This is a genomic window from Leifsonia sp. A12D58 (assembly GCF_047530025.1).
In the GTDB taxonomy this organism is placed as follows: Bacteria; Actinomycetota; Actinomycetes; order Actinomycetales; family Microbacteriaceae; genus Cryobacterium.
The window spans coordinates 65,092-82,062 of record NZ_JBLJAT010000002.1 but is presented as its reverse complement, the minus strand read 5'-3'; the positions used below and the strand labels follow the sequence as shown (position 1 = coordinate 82,062).

Annotated in this window: 12 protein-coding genes; 6 read left to right on the top strand and 6 right to left on the bottom strand. The window is 62.0% G+C overall.

Features of this window, described 5'->3' with window-relative positions; translation table 11 throughout:
• Positions 1–6: 6 nt before the first annotated feature.
• From ACMT3I_RS06245 to map, 5 genes are all read right to left on the bottom strand, one after another.
• On the bottom strand, positions 7–1,530 hold the full coding sequence (locus ACMT3I_RS06245) for an aldehyde dehydrogenase family protein (protein WP_414803606.1): 1,524 nt from the start codon (positions 1,528–1,530) through the stop codon (positions 7–9).
• A 211-nt stretch (positions 1,531–1,741) separates the two neighbouring features.
• On the bottom strand, positions 1,742–2,935 hold the full coding sequence (locus ACMT3I_RS06240; protein ID WP_414803605.1) for a GAF domain-containing protein: 1,194 nt from the start codon (positions 2,933–2,935) through the stop codon (positions 1,742–1,744).
• Between the two features lie 219 nt (positions 2,936–3,154).
• Positions 3,155–4,648: a serine hydrolase domain-containing protein gene (locus tag ACMT3I_RS06235; RefSeq protein WP_414803604.1), complete on the bottom strand. Its 1,494-nt coding sequence runs from the start codon at positions 4,646–4,648 to the stop codon at positions 3,155–3,157.
• A gap of 10 nt (positions 4,649–4,658) precedes the next feature.
• Complete coding sequence (ppgK, locus tag ACMT3I_RS06230) at positions 4,659–5,438, bottom strand: polyphosphate--glucose phosphotransferase (RefSeq protein ID WP_414803603.1); 780 nt, start codon at positions 5,436–5,438, stop codon at positions 4,659–4,661.
• 52 nt (positions 5,439–5,490) lie between these two features.
• Positions 5,491–6,357 carry a type I methionyl aminopeptidase gene (map, locus tag ACMT3I_RS06225; RefSeq protein ID WP_414803602.1) on the bottom strand — a complete coding sequence of 289 codons (867 nt, stop codon included), beginning with the start codon at positions 6,355–6,357 and terminating at the stop codon, positions 5,491–5,493.
• A 12-nt stretch (positions 6,358–6,369) separates the two neighbouring features.
• Between map and ACMT3I_RS06220 the strand changes: the two genes are divergently transcribed.
• Positions 6,370–6,558 carry an SPOR domain-containing protein gene (locus ACMT3I_RS06220; protein WP_414803601.1) on the top strand — a complete coding sequence of 63 codons (189 nt, stop codon included), beginning with the start codon at positions 6,370–6,372 and terminating at the stop codon, positions 6,556–6,558.
• 42 nt (positions 6,559–6,600) lie between these two features.
• Here ACMT3I_RS06220 and panB read toward each other — a convergent pair whose 3' ends face one another.
• Positions 6,601–7,473, bottom strand: a complete 873-nt coding sequence (gene panB, locus ACMT3I_RS06215; protein WP_414803600.1) for a 3-methyl-2-oxobutanoate hydroxymethyltransferase — start codon at positions 7,471–7,473, stop codon at positions 6,601–6,603.
• 123 nt (positions 7,474–7,596) lie between these two features.
• Here panB and glnA point away from each other — a divergent pair, with 123 nt between their 5' ends.
• The 5 genes from glnA (at position 7,597) to ACMT3I_RS06190 (ending at position 16,909) form a co-directional block, all read left to right on the top strand.
• On the top strand, positions 7,597–8,934 hold the full coding sequence (gene glnA / locus ACMT3I_RS06210) for a type I glutamate--ammonia ligase (RefSeq protein ID WP_414803599.1): 1,338 nt from the start codon (positions 7,597–7,599) through the stop codon (positions 8,932–8,934).
• A gap of 17 nt (positions 8,935–8,951) precedes the next feature.
• Entirely contained in the window at positions 8,952–11,981 is a 3,030-nt protein-coding gene (locus ACMT3I_RS06205; RefSeq protein WP_414803598.1) for a bifunctional [glutamine synthetase] adenylyltransferase/[glutamine synthetase]-adenylyl-L-tyrosine phosphorylase, read from the top strand.
• 474 nt (positions 11,982–12,455) lie between these two features.
• Positions 12,456–14,009, top strand: coding sequence for a glycosyltransferase family 2 protein (locus ACMT3I_RS06200; RefSeq protein WP_414803597.1), 1,554 nt, complete (start codon positions 12,456–12,458; stop codon positions 14,007–14,009).
• Positions 14,002–15,450: a glycosyl hydrolase gene (locus ACMT3I_RS06195; protein ID WP_414803596.1), complete on the top strand. Its 1,449-nt coding sequence runs from the start codon at positions 14,002–14,004 to the stop codon at positions 15,448–15,450. Before ACMT3I_RS06200 ends, ACMT3I_RS06195 begins: the two co-directional genes overlap by 8 nt.
• 61 nt (positions 15,451–15,511) lie before the next feature.
• Positions 15,512–16,909, top strand: coding sequence for a UDP-glucose dehydrogenase family protein (locus ACMT3I_RS06190; protein WP_414803595.1), 1,398 nt, complete (start codon positions 15,512–15,514; stop codon positions 16,907–16,909).
• Positions 16,910–16,971 lie beyond the last annotated feature (62 nt).

The following is a 16,971-nucleotide window of genomic DNA, read 5'->3' as shown; positions in this document are numbered from 1 at the left end:
GCCTCGCTAAAAGAAACCGAGCTTGCTCTCTGAATATGAAACCAACAGATTCTTCGTCTGCTGATAGTGCCCGAGTGCCAGCTTGTTGTTCTCCCTGCCGATACCCGAACTCTTGTAGCCACCGAACGCCGCTCCTGCTGGATAGGCGTGGTAGTTGTTCACCCAGACGCGGCCGGCTTGGATGTCACGACCGGCGCGGTATGCCACGTTTCCGTTTCTGGACCACACGCCGGCACCGAGGCCATAGAGGGTGTCGTTCGCCTGGCGGATTGCATCGTCATAGTCGGTGAAACTGGTGACAGCGACGACGGGGCCGAAGATTTCTTCCTGGAAGATTCGCATCGAGTTGTCACCCTCGAAAATAGTCGGTTGCACGTAGTAGCCATCGGTGAGGTCGCCACCGAGGTCCACCCGTTCGCCGCCGAGCAGCAAGGTGGCGCCCTCCTGCTTGCCGATGTCGATATAGCTCATGATCTTTTCGAGCTGATCATTGGAGGCCTGGGCGCCCACCTGCGTGTCGGTGTCGAGCGGGTTGCCCTGCACGGCCTTCTTGGTGCGGTCGATTCCGTCGCTGAGGAACGAATCGTAGATCGGTTTCTGGATGAGTGCCCGGCTGGGGCAGGTGCACACCTCGCCCTGGTTGAAGGCGAAGAGCACGAAACCCTCCTGTGCCTTGTCGTAGAACGAATCGTTGTGGGCTGCGACATCTGAGAAGAAGATGTTCGGGCTTTTGCCGCCCAGCTCGACAGTGCTCGGGATCAGGTTCGCGCTGGCGTACTGCAGGATGAGCCGGCCTGTTGTCGTCTCACCCGTGAAGGCAATCTTGCGGATCCGCGGACTCGAGGCGAGAGGCTTGCCTGCCTCGATGCCGAAGCCGTTGACGATGTTGACCACGCCGGGCGGCAGGATATCGCCGATGAGTTCCATCAGCACCAGGATCGAAACCGGGGTCTGCTCTGCGGGTTTGAGCACGATGGCGTTGCCGGCGGCCAGCGCGGGTGCCAGCTTCCAGACGGCCATCAGGATGGGAAAGTTCCAGGGAATGATCTGTCCTACGACGCCGAGCGGCTCGTGGAACTGATACGACAGCATGTCTTCCGAGAGCTCGGCATGGTCACCGTCCTGCGCCCTGATCGCGGCCCCGAAGTAGCGGAAGTGGTCGCTGGCCAGCGGAAGATCGGCATTCAGTGGTTCACGGATCGCCTTACCGTTGTCCCAGGTCTCTGCGACGGCCAGCAGTTCAAGGTTGGCGTCGATGACATCTGCAATGCGGTTCAGGACTGCCGCCCTGTCGGTTGCACTCGTCTTGCCCCACGCCGGCGCTGCCTTGTGCGCGGCATCCAGGGCCAGCTCGATGTCGGCGGCGGTGCTGCGAGCGACCTCGGCGAACGGCTTGCCGTTGACGGGGGAGATGTCTTCGAAGTACTGGCCTTCAACCGGCTTCACCCACTCACCGCCGATCCAGTTTTCGTATCGTGGCTTGAATGTCACTTTCGCATCGGGTGTTCCCGGCGCGGCGTAGATGGTCATAACGCTCCTGTTCGACGACTCTGTCTGAGGAATGAGGACCGGGTAGCGTCCTCTTCCGCGAGCTTAGGAGCGTGAGGGTTGCGCCGGGGTTGCACGTGGAGCACGAGCGCTCGCGTCTTGTATGCATCTGGCGTTTAAGTCGCATCAGAGAGCAACGCTGGTCGCGCGCCACGGGAGCAACGTTGGTCGCGCGCCGGCAGAGGTGCCGCGGCTACCGACGGGCGGCACCGCCCAACTCACTGTCGATGAGCTCGATTCTCGCCACGACAGCTGCCCGTTTCGGGGAACGGGTGGGCAGGAGGGTGAGGCAGGTGTGCCAGACCTCGCGGTTGAATGCAGCGTCGTCGGTGCGGGCGTATGCGAGCAGCGTGTCTATCGAGGCATCTGTCAGCAGTGCGGTTCTGAGTGCACCGCTCACCTCGGCGCGAATCGCTGAAATTCCCGGCGATTCAGAGGCGCCCAGAAGCGGACCGGCATAGGCGGCAAGTGCAACCTTGTGCGCCCCGCGGGTGAGGAACGCGAGGACTCGTTGGGCGTCCAGCTCAAGCGGTACCGTCACCCGGTACGGCTTGGACTCCAGCGTCAGCATCGGTGCGCGGCGCTCGAGTACGCGACGCAGTCTCACCATTTCTGCACGCACTGTCACCAGCGCATCATCGCTGCCGTAGAGGAGTTCGGCCAGTGCCCTGGCGCTGAGGCCGTCGTGATGCCATGCAAGCAAAGTGAGGATCTCAGCGTGGCGCAGACTGAGGCCGACTGAGGTCTCTCCAATCTCGAGGCGCCCGCTCTCTGTGCCGAGCACCGTGAGCAGCGCCCGGGGCTGCTGCGCGGGTCGTGGCTGCCTCGTCCTCGAGCGCAGCGAGTGCGCCGAGCGCGATGAGTGGGCAAGCAGTTCATCGAGGCGTCGCAGCTTCAATTCGGCCTCAACGGCTGCCACCGTCGCCTCGATAAGGGGAAGAGCGATGGGTCCGACGGCATCGTCCCCACCGGTGATGTCGATCACGCCGATGATCACGCCGGTCGACGGGTCATGTACCGGCACCGCCGAGCAACTCCAGGGGTGCACAATCCGGTTGAAATGTTCGGTCCCTCTGATCTGCATGCTGCGGTCGAGTGCCAGTGCCGTGCCTGGCGCGCTCGTTCCCACCGCAGTCTCCGACCAGTCGGCGCCTTCGATGAAGAGCATTGACTCTGCCTTGTGTCTGAGCGTGCGGTCACCGTCGACCCACAACAGACGCCCTGCCTGGTCTCCGACAGCGACGATCAGGCTGGCGTCATAGGTGTGCCTGATAAGCAGGTTGTGGATGGTCGGCAGCACGAGGGCCAGCGGATGCGAGCTGCGGTACTCCCGCAGGTCATCGTCGGCAAGGCTCGGACCGGTGAGCGGCTTGTCCGGGTCGAGCATCAGATGTCTCGAGCGCTGCCAGGATTCCTGCACCAGCTTGCGCACTCCGACAGAAGCAACATCGCTAGACAGAAATTGCGGAGGAGTCGAATCCACACGGCGGCGAGATGACGGGTCCATCCTGCCTCCGATCAACGCTGTTCGAATGGCTCAAGACTACTGGCTGGGTGCCGAGAATAGCTCGCGTTTTATCGGTTGAAGCGGTCTGCTTTATCGCTGTTATCGTCCGACCCGGTCAGGCGAGAACTTGAGCGTTTGCACTCGGGGTGGGTTCTCCGGAGTCAGCTGGATCTCGATCCTGAGGCGCCCAGCGTGCCCGGGAAGGAACCACACCAGTTGGGAGGGGGTTCCAGAACTTTCGTCGGTTGAGTCTGACCTGCCGCCCGTGACCAGCCCACCGATAACGGCAATCGCAGCCGTCAGTGTGGCGTGGCGGTGAGTGAACGGTTCGTCGAGCTCGACGTTCTCAGCGAAGAGCAGGTGGTTGGGGTCATCGTGCCAGTCGTTCACCAGGGCAGTGATGGCATCCTGGGCGGAACGGGTGGCCGGCCAGACGATGCTCTGAGCCGCGGTCGGATGCGCCGAGGGCCGCTGACCGACCAGCACTCTGTCGAAGGCTTCGGTAGTGGGAGCGGATACACGCGAATAGGTGGCGTTCTCGAACGCGACGATGCCGTGGCCCGACCTCGTCGACCAGCGCATGTGCGCTGAAAATCCCGGGTATCCGCCTGAATGCGACACCACGGTCTCGCCGTCCGGATAATGCTGGACGAACAGCCCGAAGCCATAGCCGCCTGGGTGTGAGGGCAGGTCGGGCGTGAACCGATGTAGCTGCTGCATCTCGCGCCGCGATGAGCGTGACAGGACGGCATCTGTGTGCTCTGATTCAGACCGTGGCTCGAAGGCGCTGGCCAGCCACTGTGCCCAGGTGCTCAGGTCGGTGAGGGTGCTGAATAAGCCCCCAATGGGCGAGAAGGCGCCTGGTCCCGAGAACTTCAGGTAGTCCCAGCTGCCGTCAAGCCAGCGGGCACCGGCGGCTACTCCGCCCCTGGCCGCAACCGTGGAATCGAAGCCGGTCTGCTGCAAGCCGAGCGGATCGAGAAAACGCTGCGCGATGAAGTCGCGATAATCGATGCCGCTGGCCTGCGTGACGACACGTCCAAGCAGTGCATAGCCGAGGTTGGAGTATGCGAACCGGGTGCCGGGGACAGAGTCGAAGCTGAGTCCACGGCGAAGCAGTGCATCGAGGTCCGCGTCGCTGATCGATTCCTGCCTGTCACCCCACGGGTCATCGGTGGGAAGTCCGGCAGACATGGTCAACAACATCCTGACCGTCGGCACGGGGGAATCGACAGTCGGCAGGGTGGCGGAGGAGAAGGCCGGAACGAACTGCGTGATGGGGCTGTCCAGGCCCACACGACCCTCATCACGAAGGACCAGGATGGCGGCGGCTGTGAAGCTCTTGGTGCAGGATGCGATGCGATATGCGGTGTCAGGGCCCGGAATCGATCCGTCGTGCAGCGTCCCGCGCGCGTCTGCCCGCACCAGGGATGTGCGGTCGAACAACGCCCAGACGACACTCGGCGAGGCACCTCTCGCGTGGTGTTCGCTGAACGACTGCGCGATGTCGTCGATGTGGGCCGGAGTAAACGCAGAGTTACCCGCCGCCGACTCGTGATTGACAGAGGGGCGTGAAGTGCGCGGGGTCGTCATGGGGCGTCTTTCAGGACGGGTCCGGAAAACGGACTGCCAGTGCAGCTGCGCCCAGGATTCCGGCGTTATTGCGGTGCACTGCCGGGATGATCGGGGTGTTCAGCTTGAGCAGGGGAATGAAATCGTCATAGCGTTTTGAGACGCCACCGCCCACAACGAACAGGTCGGGAGAGAACAACTTCTCGAGCGTCGAGTAGTACTTCTGCAGGCGCTTGGTCCAGTCTGACCAGCTGAGGTGCTCACGCTCCTTGGCCGAGTATGCAGCCTTCGTCTCATAGTCGTGGCCGTCGATCTCGATGTGACCGAGCTCGGTGTTGGGTACCAGCACGCCGTCATTGAGCAGCGCAGAACCGATACCGGTACCGAGTGTGGTGAGCAGCACCACGCCGGGCACGTCACGGGCGGCACCGAACTGTGCCTCGGCATAGCCGGCAGCATCCGCGTCATTGACGAAGTGGATCGGCTGGCCGAGGCCCTTTTCAAAGAGCTCCTCTGCGGCCAGCCCGATCCAGTCTCGTGAGACATTGGCCGCCGACATCGTGTGGCCGTTCTTCACGACGGCCGGGAAGCACACACCGATCGGAAGACTGCCGACACCGGCAGAGAGAGTCTCAAGCAGTTGCCGTGTCGTATCGATGATGTCGCCCGGTTTGCCGCCTTTTGGTGTGGGCAGCTTGAGTCTGTCCGAGAGTAATTCGCCGGTGGCGAGGTCGACGATGGCACCCTTGATGCCGGTGCCGCCGATGTCAATGCCGATAGCCGTAGTGGCGGGAGTCCCCGTTGCATTCATGCTGACAACTTACCGGGTGGCCGTTGTCGCCGTTATCGCTGGCCCGTTCTCGCTATGGCAGAGTCAGGATTTCTGCGCCACGTTCGGTGACGACAAGGGTGTGCTCGAACTGGGCGGTAAGACTCTTGTCCTTTGTGGTAATCGTCCAATCGTCTGCCCACATGTCCCACTCATGGGTACCGAGCGTGAGCATCGGTTCGATGGTGAACACCATGCCAACCTCCATCACGGTGTCGTACTCGGGCGCAGAGTCGTAGTGCGGGATGATCAGGCCGGAGTGGAAGGCTTCGCCGACTCCGTGGCCAGTGAAATCGCGCACGACGCCATAGCCGAAACGCTTCGCGTACGACTCGATTGCGCGACCGACGACATTCACCTGGCGACCGGGCGCGACGGTTTTGATTCCGCGCGCCAGAGCTTCCCTTGTGCGTTCGACAAGCAGCGTCGCTTCTTCGCTGGCCTCGCCCACGATGAATGTTGCGTTGAGGTCGCCGTGCATCCCGTTCTTGAACGCCGTGATGTCGATGTTGATGAGGTCGCCGTTGTTCAGAACTGTGTCGTCGGGGATTCCATGGCAGATCACTTCATTGATCGAGCTGCACAGTGACTTGGGGTAGCCGCGGTAGCCGAGCGTCGACGGGTACGCGTCGTGACTGATCAGGAACTCGTGGCCAATCGCGTCAAGTTCTTCAGTGGTGACACCCGGCACGATGGCTGCGGCGACGGCTTCGACTGCCTGCGCGGCGATCCGGCCGGATTCCCTGATCAGTTCGATCTGCTCCGGCGTGTAGATGTTGTTTCCGGAGTATCCGGCCGGTGCCTTCTTCCCTACATACTCGGGGCGTTGAATGTGGGCGGGGACGGCGCGTGTAGGGGAGATCGTCCCCGGGATCAGATGACCGGCAGAATCGTGAGGCATAAGATCAAGTTTATGGCTGAAGATACTGACCACCTGTTTTGGTACAACATGCGCACCGGAGCCGTCGAACAGGGTTTCCAATCACCCTCAATCGACCGAGTCGGCCCATTCCAGACCAGGGTCGAGGCCGAGCATGCGCTCGAGAAGCTGCGAGAGAACAGCGCCAAGTGGGCCGAAGAAGAGGCAGAAGACAACCGCTGATCACCGTTCCGTGACCAGCGTTCCTCGCTGCAGGACCGTCAGCTATTCGTAGCTGTGCTCTGGTGCCGGATATGCGCCTGACTCAACATCAGCCCTGAACTGAGTGACAGCATCCGTGAGGATGTTGCGGACGTTGGCATACTGACGCACGAAACGCGGCACTCTGCCCTCACTCATTCCGGCGAAGTCGGTCCAGACCAAGAGCTGGCCGTCGACATCCGGTCCTGCTCCAACACCGATTGTGGGGATGTCCAGTCGGGCGGTCACCTCAGCGGCGACGGATGACGGCACCATCTCGAGGACGACGGCGAACGCGCCGGCCTTCTGTACGGCCAGTGCGTCAGCGATAAGGAGCTCAGCGGCAGTGCCCCTGCCCTGGATCATGTGTCCGCCAAGACCGTGCTCACTCTGCGGGGTGAAGCCGATGTGAGCCATCACCGGAATGCCGGCAGAGACGATCCGCTTGATCTGCTTGCGGCTGCGCCTGCCGCCCTCGAGCTTGACGGCATGTGCCCGCGATTCCTTCATGAAGCGGACGGCGGTGTGCAGCGCTTCCTCCGGGCCGCTCTCGTATGAACCAAAAGGCATATCGGCCACGACGAGTGCGCGCTTTACCGCGTCAGAGACCGCGCGAGTAAGCGGTATCAGCTCATCGACAGTCACCGGCAGCGTCGTCTCGTAACCAAACACGTTGTTTCCGGCTGAGTCGCCGACAAGCAGGAAGTCGATGCCGGCCTGGTCGAAGATCTGTGCCGTCAGCATGTCGTAGCTGGTCAGTCCCGTAATGGGAATGCCCTGCTCCTTGGCGTTCTGGAAGTGGCGGGTGCGCACTCGCTTCGGGCCGGTCGGGGCACTGCCGTATGGCTTCACTTCTTCTGCGGTAGCGCTGACAGGGGAGTTGTTCTGGTCTGACATGTCTCAAGTGTAGCCAGCGACATTTCGCGGACTTCTTGGCTGTTCAGTGAGGCGCGCCGCCGTGTTTCTTATGCCCGGTGTGGCCTTGGAACCACTACCCTAGAAGGGAAAGAGAGGGCCTGAATGGATAAGCAGCGTGACTTCGTTCTTCGTACCATCGAGGAGCGAGGGATCAAGTTCGTTCGCCTATGGTTCACCGACGTCGTCGGTACTCTGAAATCGGTGGCGATCGCCCCGGCCGAGGTTGAGGGTGCATTCGCCGAGGGGCTCGGTTTTGATGGCTCAGCCATCGAAGGACTCACGCGATCGTTCGAGGCCGATGTCCTCGCGCATCCAGACCCCTCGACCTTCCAGATCCTGCCCTGGCGTGGCGAGATCGACCCGACAGCGCGGATGTTCTGCGACATCACGACGCCGGACGGACAGCCGGCAGTTGCCGATCCCCGCAACGTACTCAAGCGCACCCTGGAAAAGGCGGCCGACCGCGGCTTCACTTTCTACACGCACCCCGAAATCGAGTTCTACCTGCTGAAGTCCTCGAAGTACGGCGCCGAAGGCCCCGTCCCCGTTGACTCGGCCGGCTACTTTGACAACGTTCCGGGTGGTACAGCTCACGACTTCCGTCGCCGCTCCGTGCGGATGCTTGAAGATCTCGGCATCTCGGTGGAATTCAGCCACCACGAAGCCGGTCCCGGCCAGAATGAGATTGACCTCCGTTACGCGGACGCACTCACCACTGCCGACAACATCATGACGTTCCGCACCGTCATCAAAGAGGTCGCGATCGAGCAGGGCGTCTACGCGACATTCATGCCGAAGCCGATGTCAGAGCACCCCGGATCCGGCATGCACACTCACATGTCGTTGTTCGAAGGTGACACGAATGCCTTCTACGAAGCCGGCGCCCAGTACCAGCTGTCGAAGACGGGCCGTCAGTTCATCGCCGGCCTGCTGAAGCACGCGCCGGAGATCACTGCGGTGACCAACCAGTTCGTGAACTCATACAAGCGGCTGTGGGGCGGCGACGAAGCTCCGAGCTTCGTGTGCTGGGGCCACAACAACCGTTCGGCGCTTGTGCGTGTGCCGCTCTACAAGCCGAACAAGGGCCAGAGCTCGCGCATCGAATATCGCGCCATTGACTCAGCCGCGAACCCGTACCTGGCGTACTCACTCATGCTGGCTGCAGGGCTCAAGGGCATCGAAGAGGGGTACGAGCTTCCGCCTGAGGCCGAAGACAACGTCTGGAGCCTCAGCGACACCGAGCGCCGCGCACTCGGCTACAGCTCGCTGCCTGCCAGCCTCGACCACGCGATTGAACTGATGGAACGATCCGAGCTGGTCGCCGAGACACTGGGGGAGCAGGTGTTCAACTTCGTGCTGCTCAACAAGCGTCAGGAATGGAAGGAATACCGTTCCCAGGTAACGCCGTTCGAACTTCGCAAGAATCTCGAGATGCTCTAAGAGCGCTGCACCTGAATATGGCGCGCGAACAACTCACACTCACTGAACTCGCGCGCGTCGGTTTCGTCGAACTTGGAGCCGTGCGGGAGCGGCTGGGCATCGCAGAGCAACTGGGTGCGCCAGCCGCTGCCCAGTTGCTCCCGTTGCTCGGTCTGACAGCGAGTCCCGATGCCGCGCTCAGCTCTCTGATCGAGCTGTTGCGCCGTGCCCCTGACGAGACGTGTGCGCTGCTCGCCCATCCAGAGTCAGCCGAACGCCTGTTGAGGGTGATCGGGGCGTCGAGCGGTCTCACTGAGTTCTTCCTTCGGCACCCAGACGAGCTGTCGATTCTGGCGGAGGCTCGAGAGAGCTTGCCGACGGCAGACGATCTCGATGCCGATCTGTTGGCGTCAGTCGGCGCCACAGCCGGATTCTCCCGCCTTGTCGACGACGAGGCCTGGGTGGCGCTTCGGGTGCGCTATCGCCGACGGCTCGCCGAGGTGGCTGCGTTCGATCTCGGGCAGGCCGATCAGGTCGCCGGCGTCGACGCCGTCGCCCACTGTCTGGCTGATCTGGCATCTGCAGCTCTCGATGCAGCCCTCGCCGTCGCTCGCGCCATGGTGGCCAGCGACGTGCCTGGCCATGGAACGTTCCCGACTGACCAGGTGCGCGCCACCAGACTGGCCATCATCGGTATGGGCAAGGCCGGTGCGCGTGAACTCAACTACGTGAGCGACGTAGATGTCATCTTCGTCGCAGAAGGCGACGAGCACGCCGAACTCGACAACATGCGCGCAGTCGACATCGCCACCCGCCTCGCCGTGCTGGTGATGCGTGGGCTCAATCAGTCGGCCGTCGAGCCGGAGCTCTGGGAGGTCGATCCCAACCTGCGACCAGAGGGCAAGGACGGCGCACTGGTGCGCACCCTCGAGTCGCATCTCGCGTACTACGACCGCTGGGCCAAGAGCTGGGAGTTCCAGGCTCTGCTGAAGGCGCGACCCTTGGCCGGTGACCGTGAGCTCGGCCTGCGGTACGTCACCGCAGTGGCTCCGGGTGTCTGGAACAGCTCAAGTCGCGAGAACTTCGTCGAGTCGGTGCAGCGGATGCGCGAGCGAGTCACCGCGAACATCCCGGACGGTGAGGTCGACTACCAGCTCAAGCTCGGTCCCGGAGGGCTGCGCGACATTGAGTTCACTGTTCAGCTGCTCCAACTCGTGCATGGCCAGTCAGACGAGGGTGTCAGGCAGGCCGGCACGCTACCGGCACTGACCGCCCTGGCCGACTACGGATACATCGGCAGGGTCGAGGCCGCCGAGTTCGCTCATGACTACCGTGTACTCAGGCTCATGGAGCACCGCATTCAGCTCGAGAAGCTTCGACGAACGCATATGCTGCCACGCGATGAGCAGGCGCTCAGGGTGCTCGCCAGGGCGACAGGGCTGGCGACGAGTGCCGCCGGTCTCGTTGACACCTGGACGGCGCTCAAACAGCGCGTTAGGGGCCTGCATGAGCGCTTGTTCTACCGGCCGTTACTGTCCGCTGTTGCTGCATTGCCGGCCGAGGGCCTTAATCTCACGAGCGCCCAAGCCGAGGCGCGGCTGGCGGCGATCGGATTCCGCAACACCAAGGGAGCACTCGGCCACATTGCGGCGTTGACTGGGGGAGTGTCGCGACGCGCGACGATCCAGAGGCACCTGTTGCCTGTCATCCTGCAGTGGTTCTCCGAGGGTGCAGACCCCGACTACGGTCTGCTCGCGTTCAGGCGCCTGAGCGACAGCCTGGGCTCGACCTACTGGTACCTGCGCATGCTGCGGGACTCGTCGGGTGCCGCAGAGCGACTGACCCGCGTGCTCTCCAGCTCCCGATTTGTCGGTGAGCTCCTGGAGAAGATCCCGGAAGCCGTTGCCTGGCTCGAAGATGAAGACGACTTGCGTCCGCGCCCACTTGCCGTGCTGCACGAGGAGGCAAGCGCCGTCATCGGCCGCCATGAGAGCCCCGATGCCGTTGCCGGCATTCTGCGCACGGCCAGACGTCGTGAAGTGTTGCGCCTCGCTTTCTCAGCCATCCTCGGCGAGATCACGGTGGCGCAGCTCGCTGTCGGACTGACTGATATCACGTCCACTCACATCCAGGCGGTTGTCGCGTCGATCAGAGGCACGTCGCTGGTGCCCAAACCTGGCGAGGGCGACGGGATCGAATTCGCCGTCATTGGAATGGGGCGATTCGGCGGAGCAGAGCTCGGTTTCGGTTCGGATGCCGACGTCATGTACGTCTTCAGGGCCGCCGCGCTTGAGAACGAGCCCGCCCATGATCGGGCGCGTTTCATCGTGCGTGAGCTCAATCGGCTCACCGAAGACAACGTGTTGCCGCTCGATCTCGACATCGGGCTGCGACCAGAGGGAAAGAACGGCGTCGTCGTCCGCTCTCTCGACTCTTACGCTGCTTACTATCGCCGCTGGTCCTTGACGTGGGAGGCCCAGGCTCTGCTTCGGGCGACGGGTGTCGCCGGTGACGCGGCCTTGCTCGGCGACTTCGAGGTGATTGCAGACTCTGTCAGGTATCCGGCACAGATCGCCGAGCAGGATGTTCGAGAGGTCAAGCGGATCAAGGCCAGAGTTGAGAACGAACGGCTCCCGCAGGGCGCAGATCCCAATCGGCACCTCAAGCTGGGCCGTGGCTCGTTGAGCGACGTCGAATGGTTCGTGCAGCTGTTGCAGCTGCAGCACGCGGCGGCGCTGCCCGAGCTGCAGACGACGTCGACGATGGTCGCACTGACCGTTGCGAGCGAGGCTGACCTCGTCACAGAAGAGGATGCCGCGACGTTGCGTGCCGCCTGGATCTTCGCGTCCCGGGCCCGGTCGGCCATCACTCTGTGGACAAACAAGACTTCAGACGTACTGCCGGCCGATCGCCAGCAGCTCGAGGGCATCGCCCGGATCATGCAGTACCCGCCCGGCTCGGCCAATCAGCTCGAAGAGGATTATCTGGGCGTCACGAGACGGTCCCGCGCTGTCTTCGAACGACTGTTCTATGGTCCACCCGAACGCACGCGTCCGCTGACCGGCTGACGATCTGCTCTCGATCCCGTCTCATTTGTTACGGCGCCGTAAATTTCCGGAGCAATTTTGACTGCATTTTTGACGCAATTTTGCGCGCCCAATCCAAGGTGAGTAGTCCTCAGACTGCGGCGTCCTCACGCGGCTGAACGCTGAAGCACCCCGGTTGTCGCGCTTGAAAATGCCCGCGCATAAATACGTTTGATCTGGGATTTTATTAGTCGACCCCCTCGACCAATGCGGGCTGAGACAGTGCAAAATCTTCCGTCGATTCGGGGGCGAAGACCCGCCTCCGAGTGTCCGCACAAGGGGGGACACGTGTCGGCCTAATGGGGGACACGACGTACCACTTCCGGGGGTAGACGACGCGTTTGCGAAGCGGGACTCAGACCCACCATACTCAGACCCGTAGCGCAATTTGTTCGAATCATTGATGATCCCCAGCGGCGCGGATCTCATCACAACCACGATCGCCGGGGTAGAGCCTTGTTCATATTCATCCTGCAAATCAGACACATGATGGAGGGGCATCCAGAGCTGTACATGTTCTCCGTGTACTCCGCACTGGTGTGGATCCTCTGGGCAGTCAAGGTCTTCTTGTCTGCTCGTTATCGCCCGTTCACTGGTGATTATCACGGCACGACAAGCGTCGTTGTCCCCGTGCTCGACGAGCCCCTCGACCTGTTTCGCGATGTGCTTGGCCGCATGGTCGAGCAGCAGCCTGGCGAAATCATCGTCGTCATCAACGGCCCAGAGAACCCTGGCCTTGTCAGCGTGTGTGACGAGTTCGCGCCGCTCGTGCGCTGGGTTCACACCCCGATTCCCGGCAAGCGAAACGCCGTCAAGATCGGTACTGAGCTCTCCACCGGCGACATCACAGTGCTGGTCGACTCTGACACCGTCTGGATGCCCAACGCTCTCGCTGAGCTCGTCAAGCCATTTGCAGACAGCCAAGTCGGTGGCGTAACGACGCGCCAGCGCATCCTGGAACCCACTCGCAGCTGGATCACGCGCTGGGCCGACTGGCTTGAGAACTCGCGTGCGCTGTACTCGATGCCCGCACAGAGCACCCTTGGTCAGATCGGTTGCCTCCCCGGCCGAACGATCGCCTTTCGTCGCTCAATCCTGATTCGAGTGATGGACAAGTTCATGAACGAGAAGTTCATGGGCGTCTTCCTCGAGGTTTCTGACGATCGCACGCTGACGAACCTCACCCTCAAAGAGGGCTACCGCACCGTTTACCAGCACACCAGCCTCGTATACACGGACGCACCGCTCCAGATCAAGAAGCTCTGGAAGCAGCAGCTGCGCTGGGCGCGTGGCAGCCAGTACAACACGCTTCGGATGTTGCCCTGGATGCTGGGCCACGCCCCGGTTCTTGCCTTCTTCTTCCTGATGGACATCATCTTGCCGTTCCTGCTCGCCGGGGTCATCGGTGGCTGGATCTACCGCTCATTCACTGGCCAGGGCTACAACTTCTACGAGGGCTTCCTGAGCGAATACGGTATGGGAACCGGCATCGTCACCGTCGCCATTCTGATGGTCCTGTCGTCAGTGATCAGCATGGCAATCCGTCAGATTCGCCACCTTGCCGAAAAGCCAAGCGACTTCTTCCGCCTGCCGATCTTCATCCTCGTCTCCACGTTCTTCCTGATGCCGATCCGACTCATCGGCTTCTTCCGGATGGCACACGCCAGCGGATGGGGAACACGAGTCGGCGCATATGCCGGGGGAGACACCCTGACCAGCGAAGGCACCGGAGTCGACTCCGTCGGCAGCCGTAGCGACGAGGCCGAATTCGGCACGCTGGAATCACTCGGTATCCCCGAATCCTGGTCGATCTCGCCCGCCACCGCCGGCGCTCACCAGGCAGAATCTGCTCCAGCCGGAACCGCTCTGCGCGAGTACCCTGCCGCGGAACCGGTCGTCCTTGAGTCGCGTCGCGCACAGCCGACCCGGCGTCGCTTGAACCCCAAAGCTGCGATTCCGTATCTGATCGGTATCGCCATCTTCGTCCTGGAAGGACTGCTCATTGTCTAACAAAACCTGGTGGTCAACCGGAAAGAAGAACACCCGGCGTTCGGTGATCGCGCTCATTGCCATGGCTTCAACCCTCGCGATCCTGTCGGCCATCGTGTGGGCCTCTCCGAGCAGTCCGATCCGTCAAACCGTCGAAGCCGTAGTCGCAGATGCTGGTGTGACGCTCAACCCGCTGAGTGCCGAAAACACCAAGCTCAAGACAAAGCTCGCTTCTATCGAGGCAAAGCTTGCGAAGACGTCAAGCGAGCTGACCGAGCAGAAGAAGAAGCTGCTCGCGCAACAGGCCTCGACGGCGAAGAAGCTGGCTGAAGTGCAACAGCAGGTTTCCGCTGCCAACCGTCGAACGGCGGAGGCAAAAGCAGCAGCATCGGCCACCAAATCCAAGCCGACAACGACGCCGCCCGTTAAGACTCCGGCTGTGGAGCCGGTCATTACGGCTCCGGCGAAGCAGGACATTCTGAACCCGGCCTCGCGATATTTCGGGATGTACACGGAGCAGGCGCCGTTCAACTGGTCGACGTTTGACTCGACGAGCTCGGCCATCGGCGTTCAGCCCAACCTGGTTGGCTATTTCGGCGGGTGGGACGAAACCTTCAGGGCCAACGCCGTCACGCGAGCATGGGAGCGTGGCAAGGTCCCGCTGTTGACCTGGGAATCACGCCCGATCAAGGCCGGCAACGATGTGATTGAAGAGCCTGACTACTCATTGCCCAGGATTTTGGGTGACGAAGCGGCAGGCGTGCCTGGAGCATTCGACGAGTACATCCATCAGTACGCCCGTGACATCGTCGCAACCGGACTCCCGCTCGGCATCCGGTTCAATCACGAAATGAACGGCATCTGGTACCCGTGGAATGAGACAACGGGCAAGGGTGAGTCGATCAACGGCAACAACCCGGGCGACTACGTCAAGGTCTGGAAGCACGTGCACGACATCTTCGAGGCTGAAGGCGCCAACGAGCTTGTGTTCTGGGTCTGGTCACCGAACATCATCAACAAGCTTCCGGCTATCAACAAGAAGCCGGAGTTCCTGGCGTCGCTGTACCCAGGCGATGACTACGTCGACATGGTGGGTCTCTCCGGATACCTGCGACCGGCATACGTGGCGAAGCAGGAATTCACCTTCGAGTACACGTTCGATGCGAGCCTCAACCAGCTCCGCGCGTTGACCGATAAGCCCATCCTGCTGGCCGAGGTCGGCGCATCTGAGACCGGTGGACACAAGGAGACGTGGCTGACGAGCTTCTTCTCGTCCATGGCAAAGCCGGAGAATGACGACATCGTTGGGTTCGCCTGGTTCAACCTCGCGATCACGACCTTCGTTGAAGGAGAACGCACTACCAACGATTGGCGCATTAACTCTCGAGCCGACAGCCTCTCCGCGTTCATCACAGGGCTGACGGATCCGCTGGGTCGATTCACCCTGTTGCCGGCAAGTTGACCGAACTCGTCCGAACGGCAACCCCCATGCTTCATCACTTTTCAGGACTAAGGAGAAACCAATGACGAACGACAACGGCGAGCAGCGGGCACCGCGAATCAGTGTTATCGGCACCGGCTACCTGGGTGCGACCCATGCTGCAGCCATGGCCGAAATGGGATTCGAGGTCATCGGCGTCGATACAGACCCCAACAAGGTTGATGCTCTCAGCCAGGGAATCGTGCCGTTCTACGAGCCCGGACTTCCCGAGCTGCTTCGCAAGCACGTGGGCACTGGCCAGCTGCGCTTCACCACTGACATCGAAGCTGCAACAGCGTTCGCTGACGTGCACTTCGTCTGCGTCGGTACCCCGCAGCAGTCAACAAGCTTTGCTGCGAACCTCAGCTACGTCGAGGATGCGACCAGGCAAGTGGCTAAGCACCTCACCCACGATGGTCTGATCGTCGGCAAGTCGACGGTACCCGTCGGCACCGCGGCTCGACTGCGGGGTATCGTGCACGAGAACCTGCCGGCTGGCGTCACCGCTGAGCTGGTCTGGAACCCGGAGTTCCTGCGTGAAGGTAAAGCGGTGCAGGACACCCTCGCGCCTGACCGACTGGTACTGGGTGGCACAACTGCCGCCTCTGAGGCCATGCTCCGTACGGTGTACGCAGAACCCATCGCCAACGGCACCCCGGTACTGGTCATGGACCTTCCGACGGCAGAGTTGGTCAAGGTCAGCGCGAACGCGTTCCTTGCCACCAAGATCTCGTTCATCAATGCGATCTCAGAGGTCTGTGCGGCCGTGGGAGCGGATGTCACACTCCTCGCGGATGCCCTGGGTCATGACGTCCGCATTGGTCGCCAGTTCCTGAACGCGGGCCTCGGCTTCGGCGGCGGCTGCCTACCGAAGGACATCAGGGCTCTGATGCACCGTTCAAGCGAGTTGGGCGCTCACTCGGCGTCGGATCTGCTCCAGCAGGTGGACGAGATCAATATGCGACAGCGTCAGCTGGTCATCGACCACGCTCTGGCCGCGTGCGGCGGATCGGTACTCAACCGTCGCATCGGCGTGTTGGGCGCCGCCTTCAAGCCCGACACCGACGACGTGCGTGACTCGCCGGCACTGAACGTCGCCGCAGCCCTTCAGCTGCGTGGCGCACAGGTAACGGTATTCGACCCGCAGGCCACCACCAGCGCGGCCCGTATTTTTCCGGCCCTCGGTTATGCCGACTCGGCAGCGACGGCAATCCAGGGTGCCGACGTTGTGCTTGTCCTGACCGAGTGGCCGGAATTCGTTGATGCAGACCCACGTGAGTTTGCCGCTCTCGTGAAGGCGCAGAACATCGTCGATGGCCGCAATTGCCTCGACGGTCAGGCGTGGGCTGCTGCTGGCTGGAATGTACGCACAATCGGTCGTGCCCCTGTGCAGAGCGCAAGCGCGGCTTCCGCCAGTCAGGGAGCCTACGCATTCGCCTGATGATCGCGTTCGCAGCCTAAAGCACGGGCCGCATCCCCAATCGGGGCTGTGGCCCGTGCTTT

Bases quoted from the DNA above. Each gene is read 5' to 3' on its own strand.
- ACMT3I_RS06245 (WP_414803606.1), bottom strand. From the start codon at position 1,530: ATGACCATCTACGCCGCGCCGGGAACACCCGATGCGAAAGTGACATTC.
- ACMT3I_RS06240 (WP_414803605.1), bottom strand. From the start codon at position 2,935: ATGCTCGACCCGGACAAGCCGCTCACCGGTCCGAGCCTTGCCGACGAT.
- ACMT3I_RS06235 (WP_414803604.1), bottom strand. From the start codon at position 4,648: ATGACGACCCCGCGCACTTCACGCCCCTCTGTCAATCACGAGTCGGCG.
- ppgK (WP_414803603.1), bottom strand. From the start codon at position 5,438: ATGAATGCAACGGGGACTCCCGCCACTACGGCTATCGGCATTGACATC.
- map (WP_414803602.1), bottom strand. From the start codon at position 6,357: ATGCCTCACGATTCTGCCGGTCATCTGATCCCGGGGACGATCTCCCCT.
- ACMT3I_RS06220 (WP_414803601.1), top strand. From the start codon at position 6,370: ATGGCTGAAGATACTGACCACCTGTTTTGGTACAACATGCGCACCGGA.
- panB (WP_414803600.1), bottom strand. From the start codon at position 7,473: ATGTCAGACCAGAACAACTCCCCTGTCAGCGCTACCGCAGAAGAAGTG.
- glnA (WP_414803599.1), top strand. From the start codon at position 7,597: ATGGATAAGCAGCGTGACTTCGTTCTTCGTACCATCGAGGAGCGAGGG.
- ACMT3I_RS06205 (WP_414803598.1), top strand. From the start codon at position 8,952: ATGGCGCGCGAACAACTCACACTCACTGAACTCGCGCGCGTCGGTTTC.
- ACMT3I_RS06190 (WP_414803595.1), top strand. From the start codon at position 15,512: ATGACGAACGACAACGGCGAGCAGCGGGCACCGCGAATCAGTGTTATC.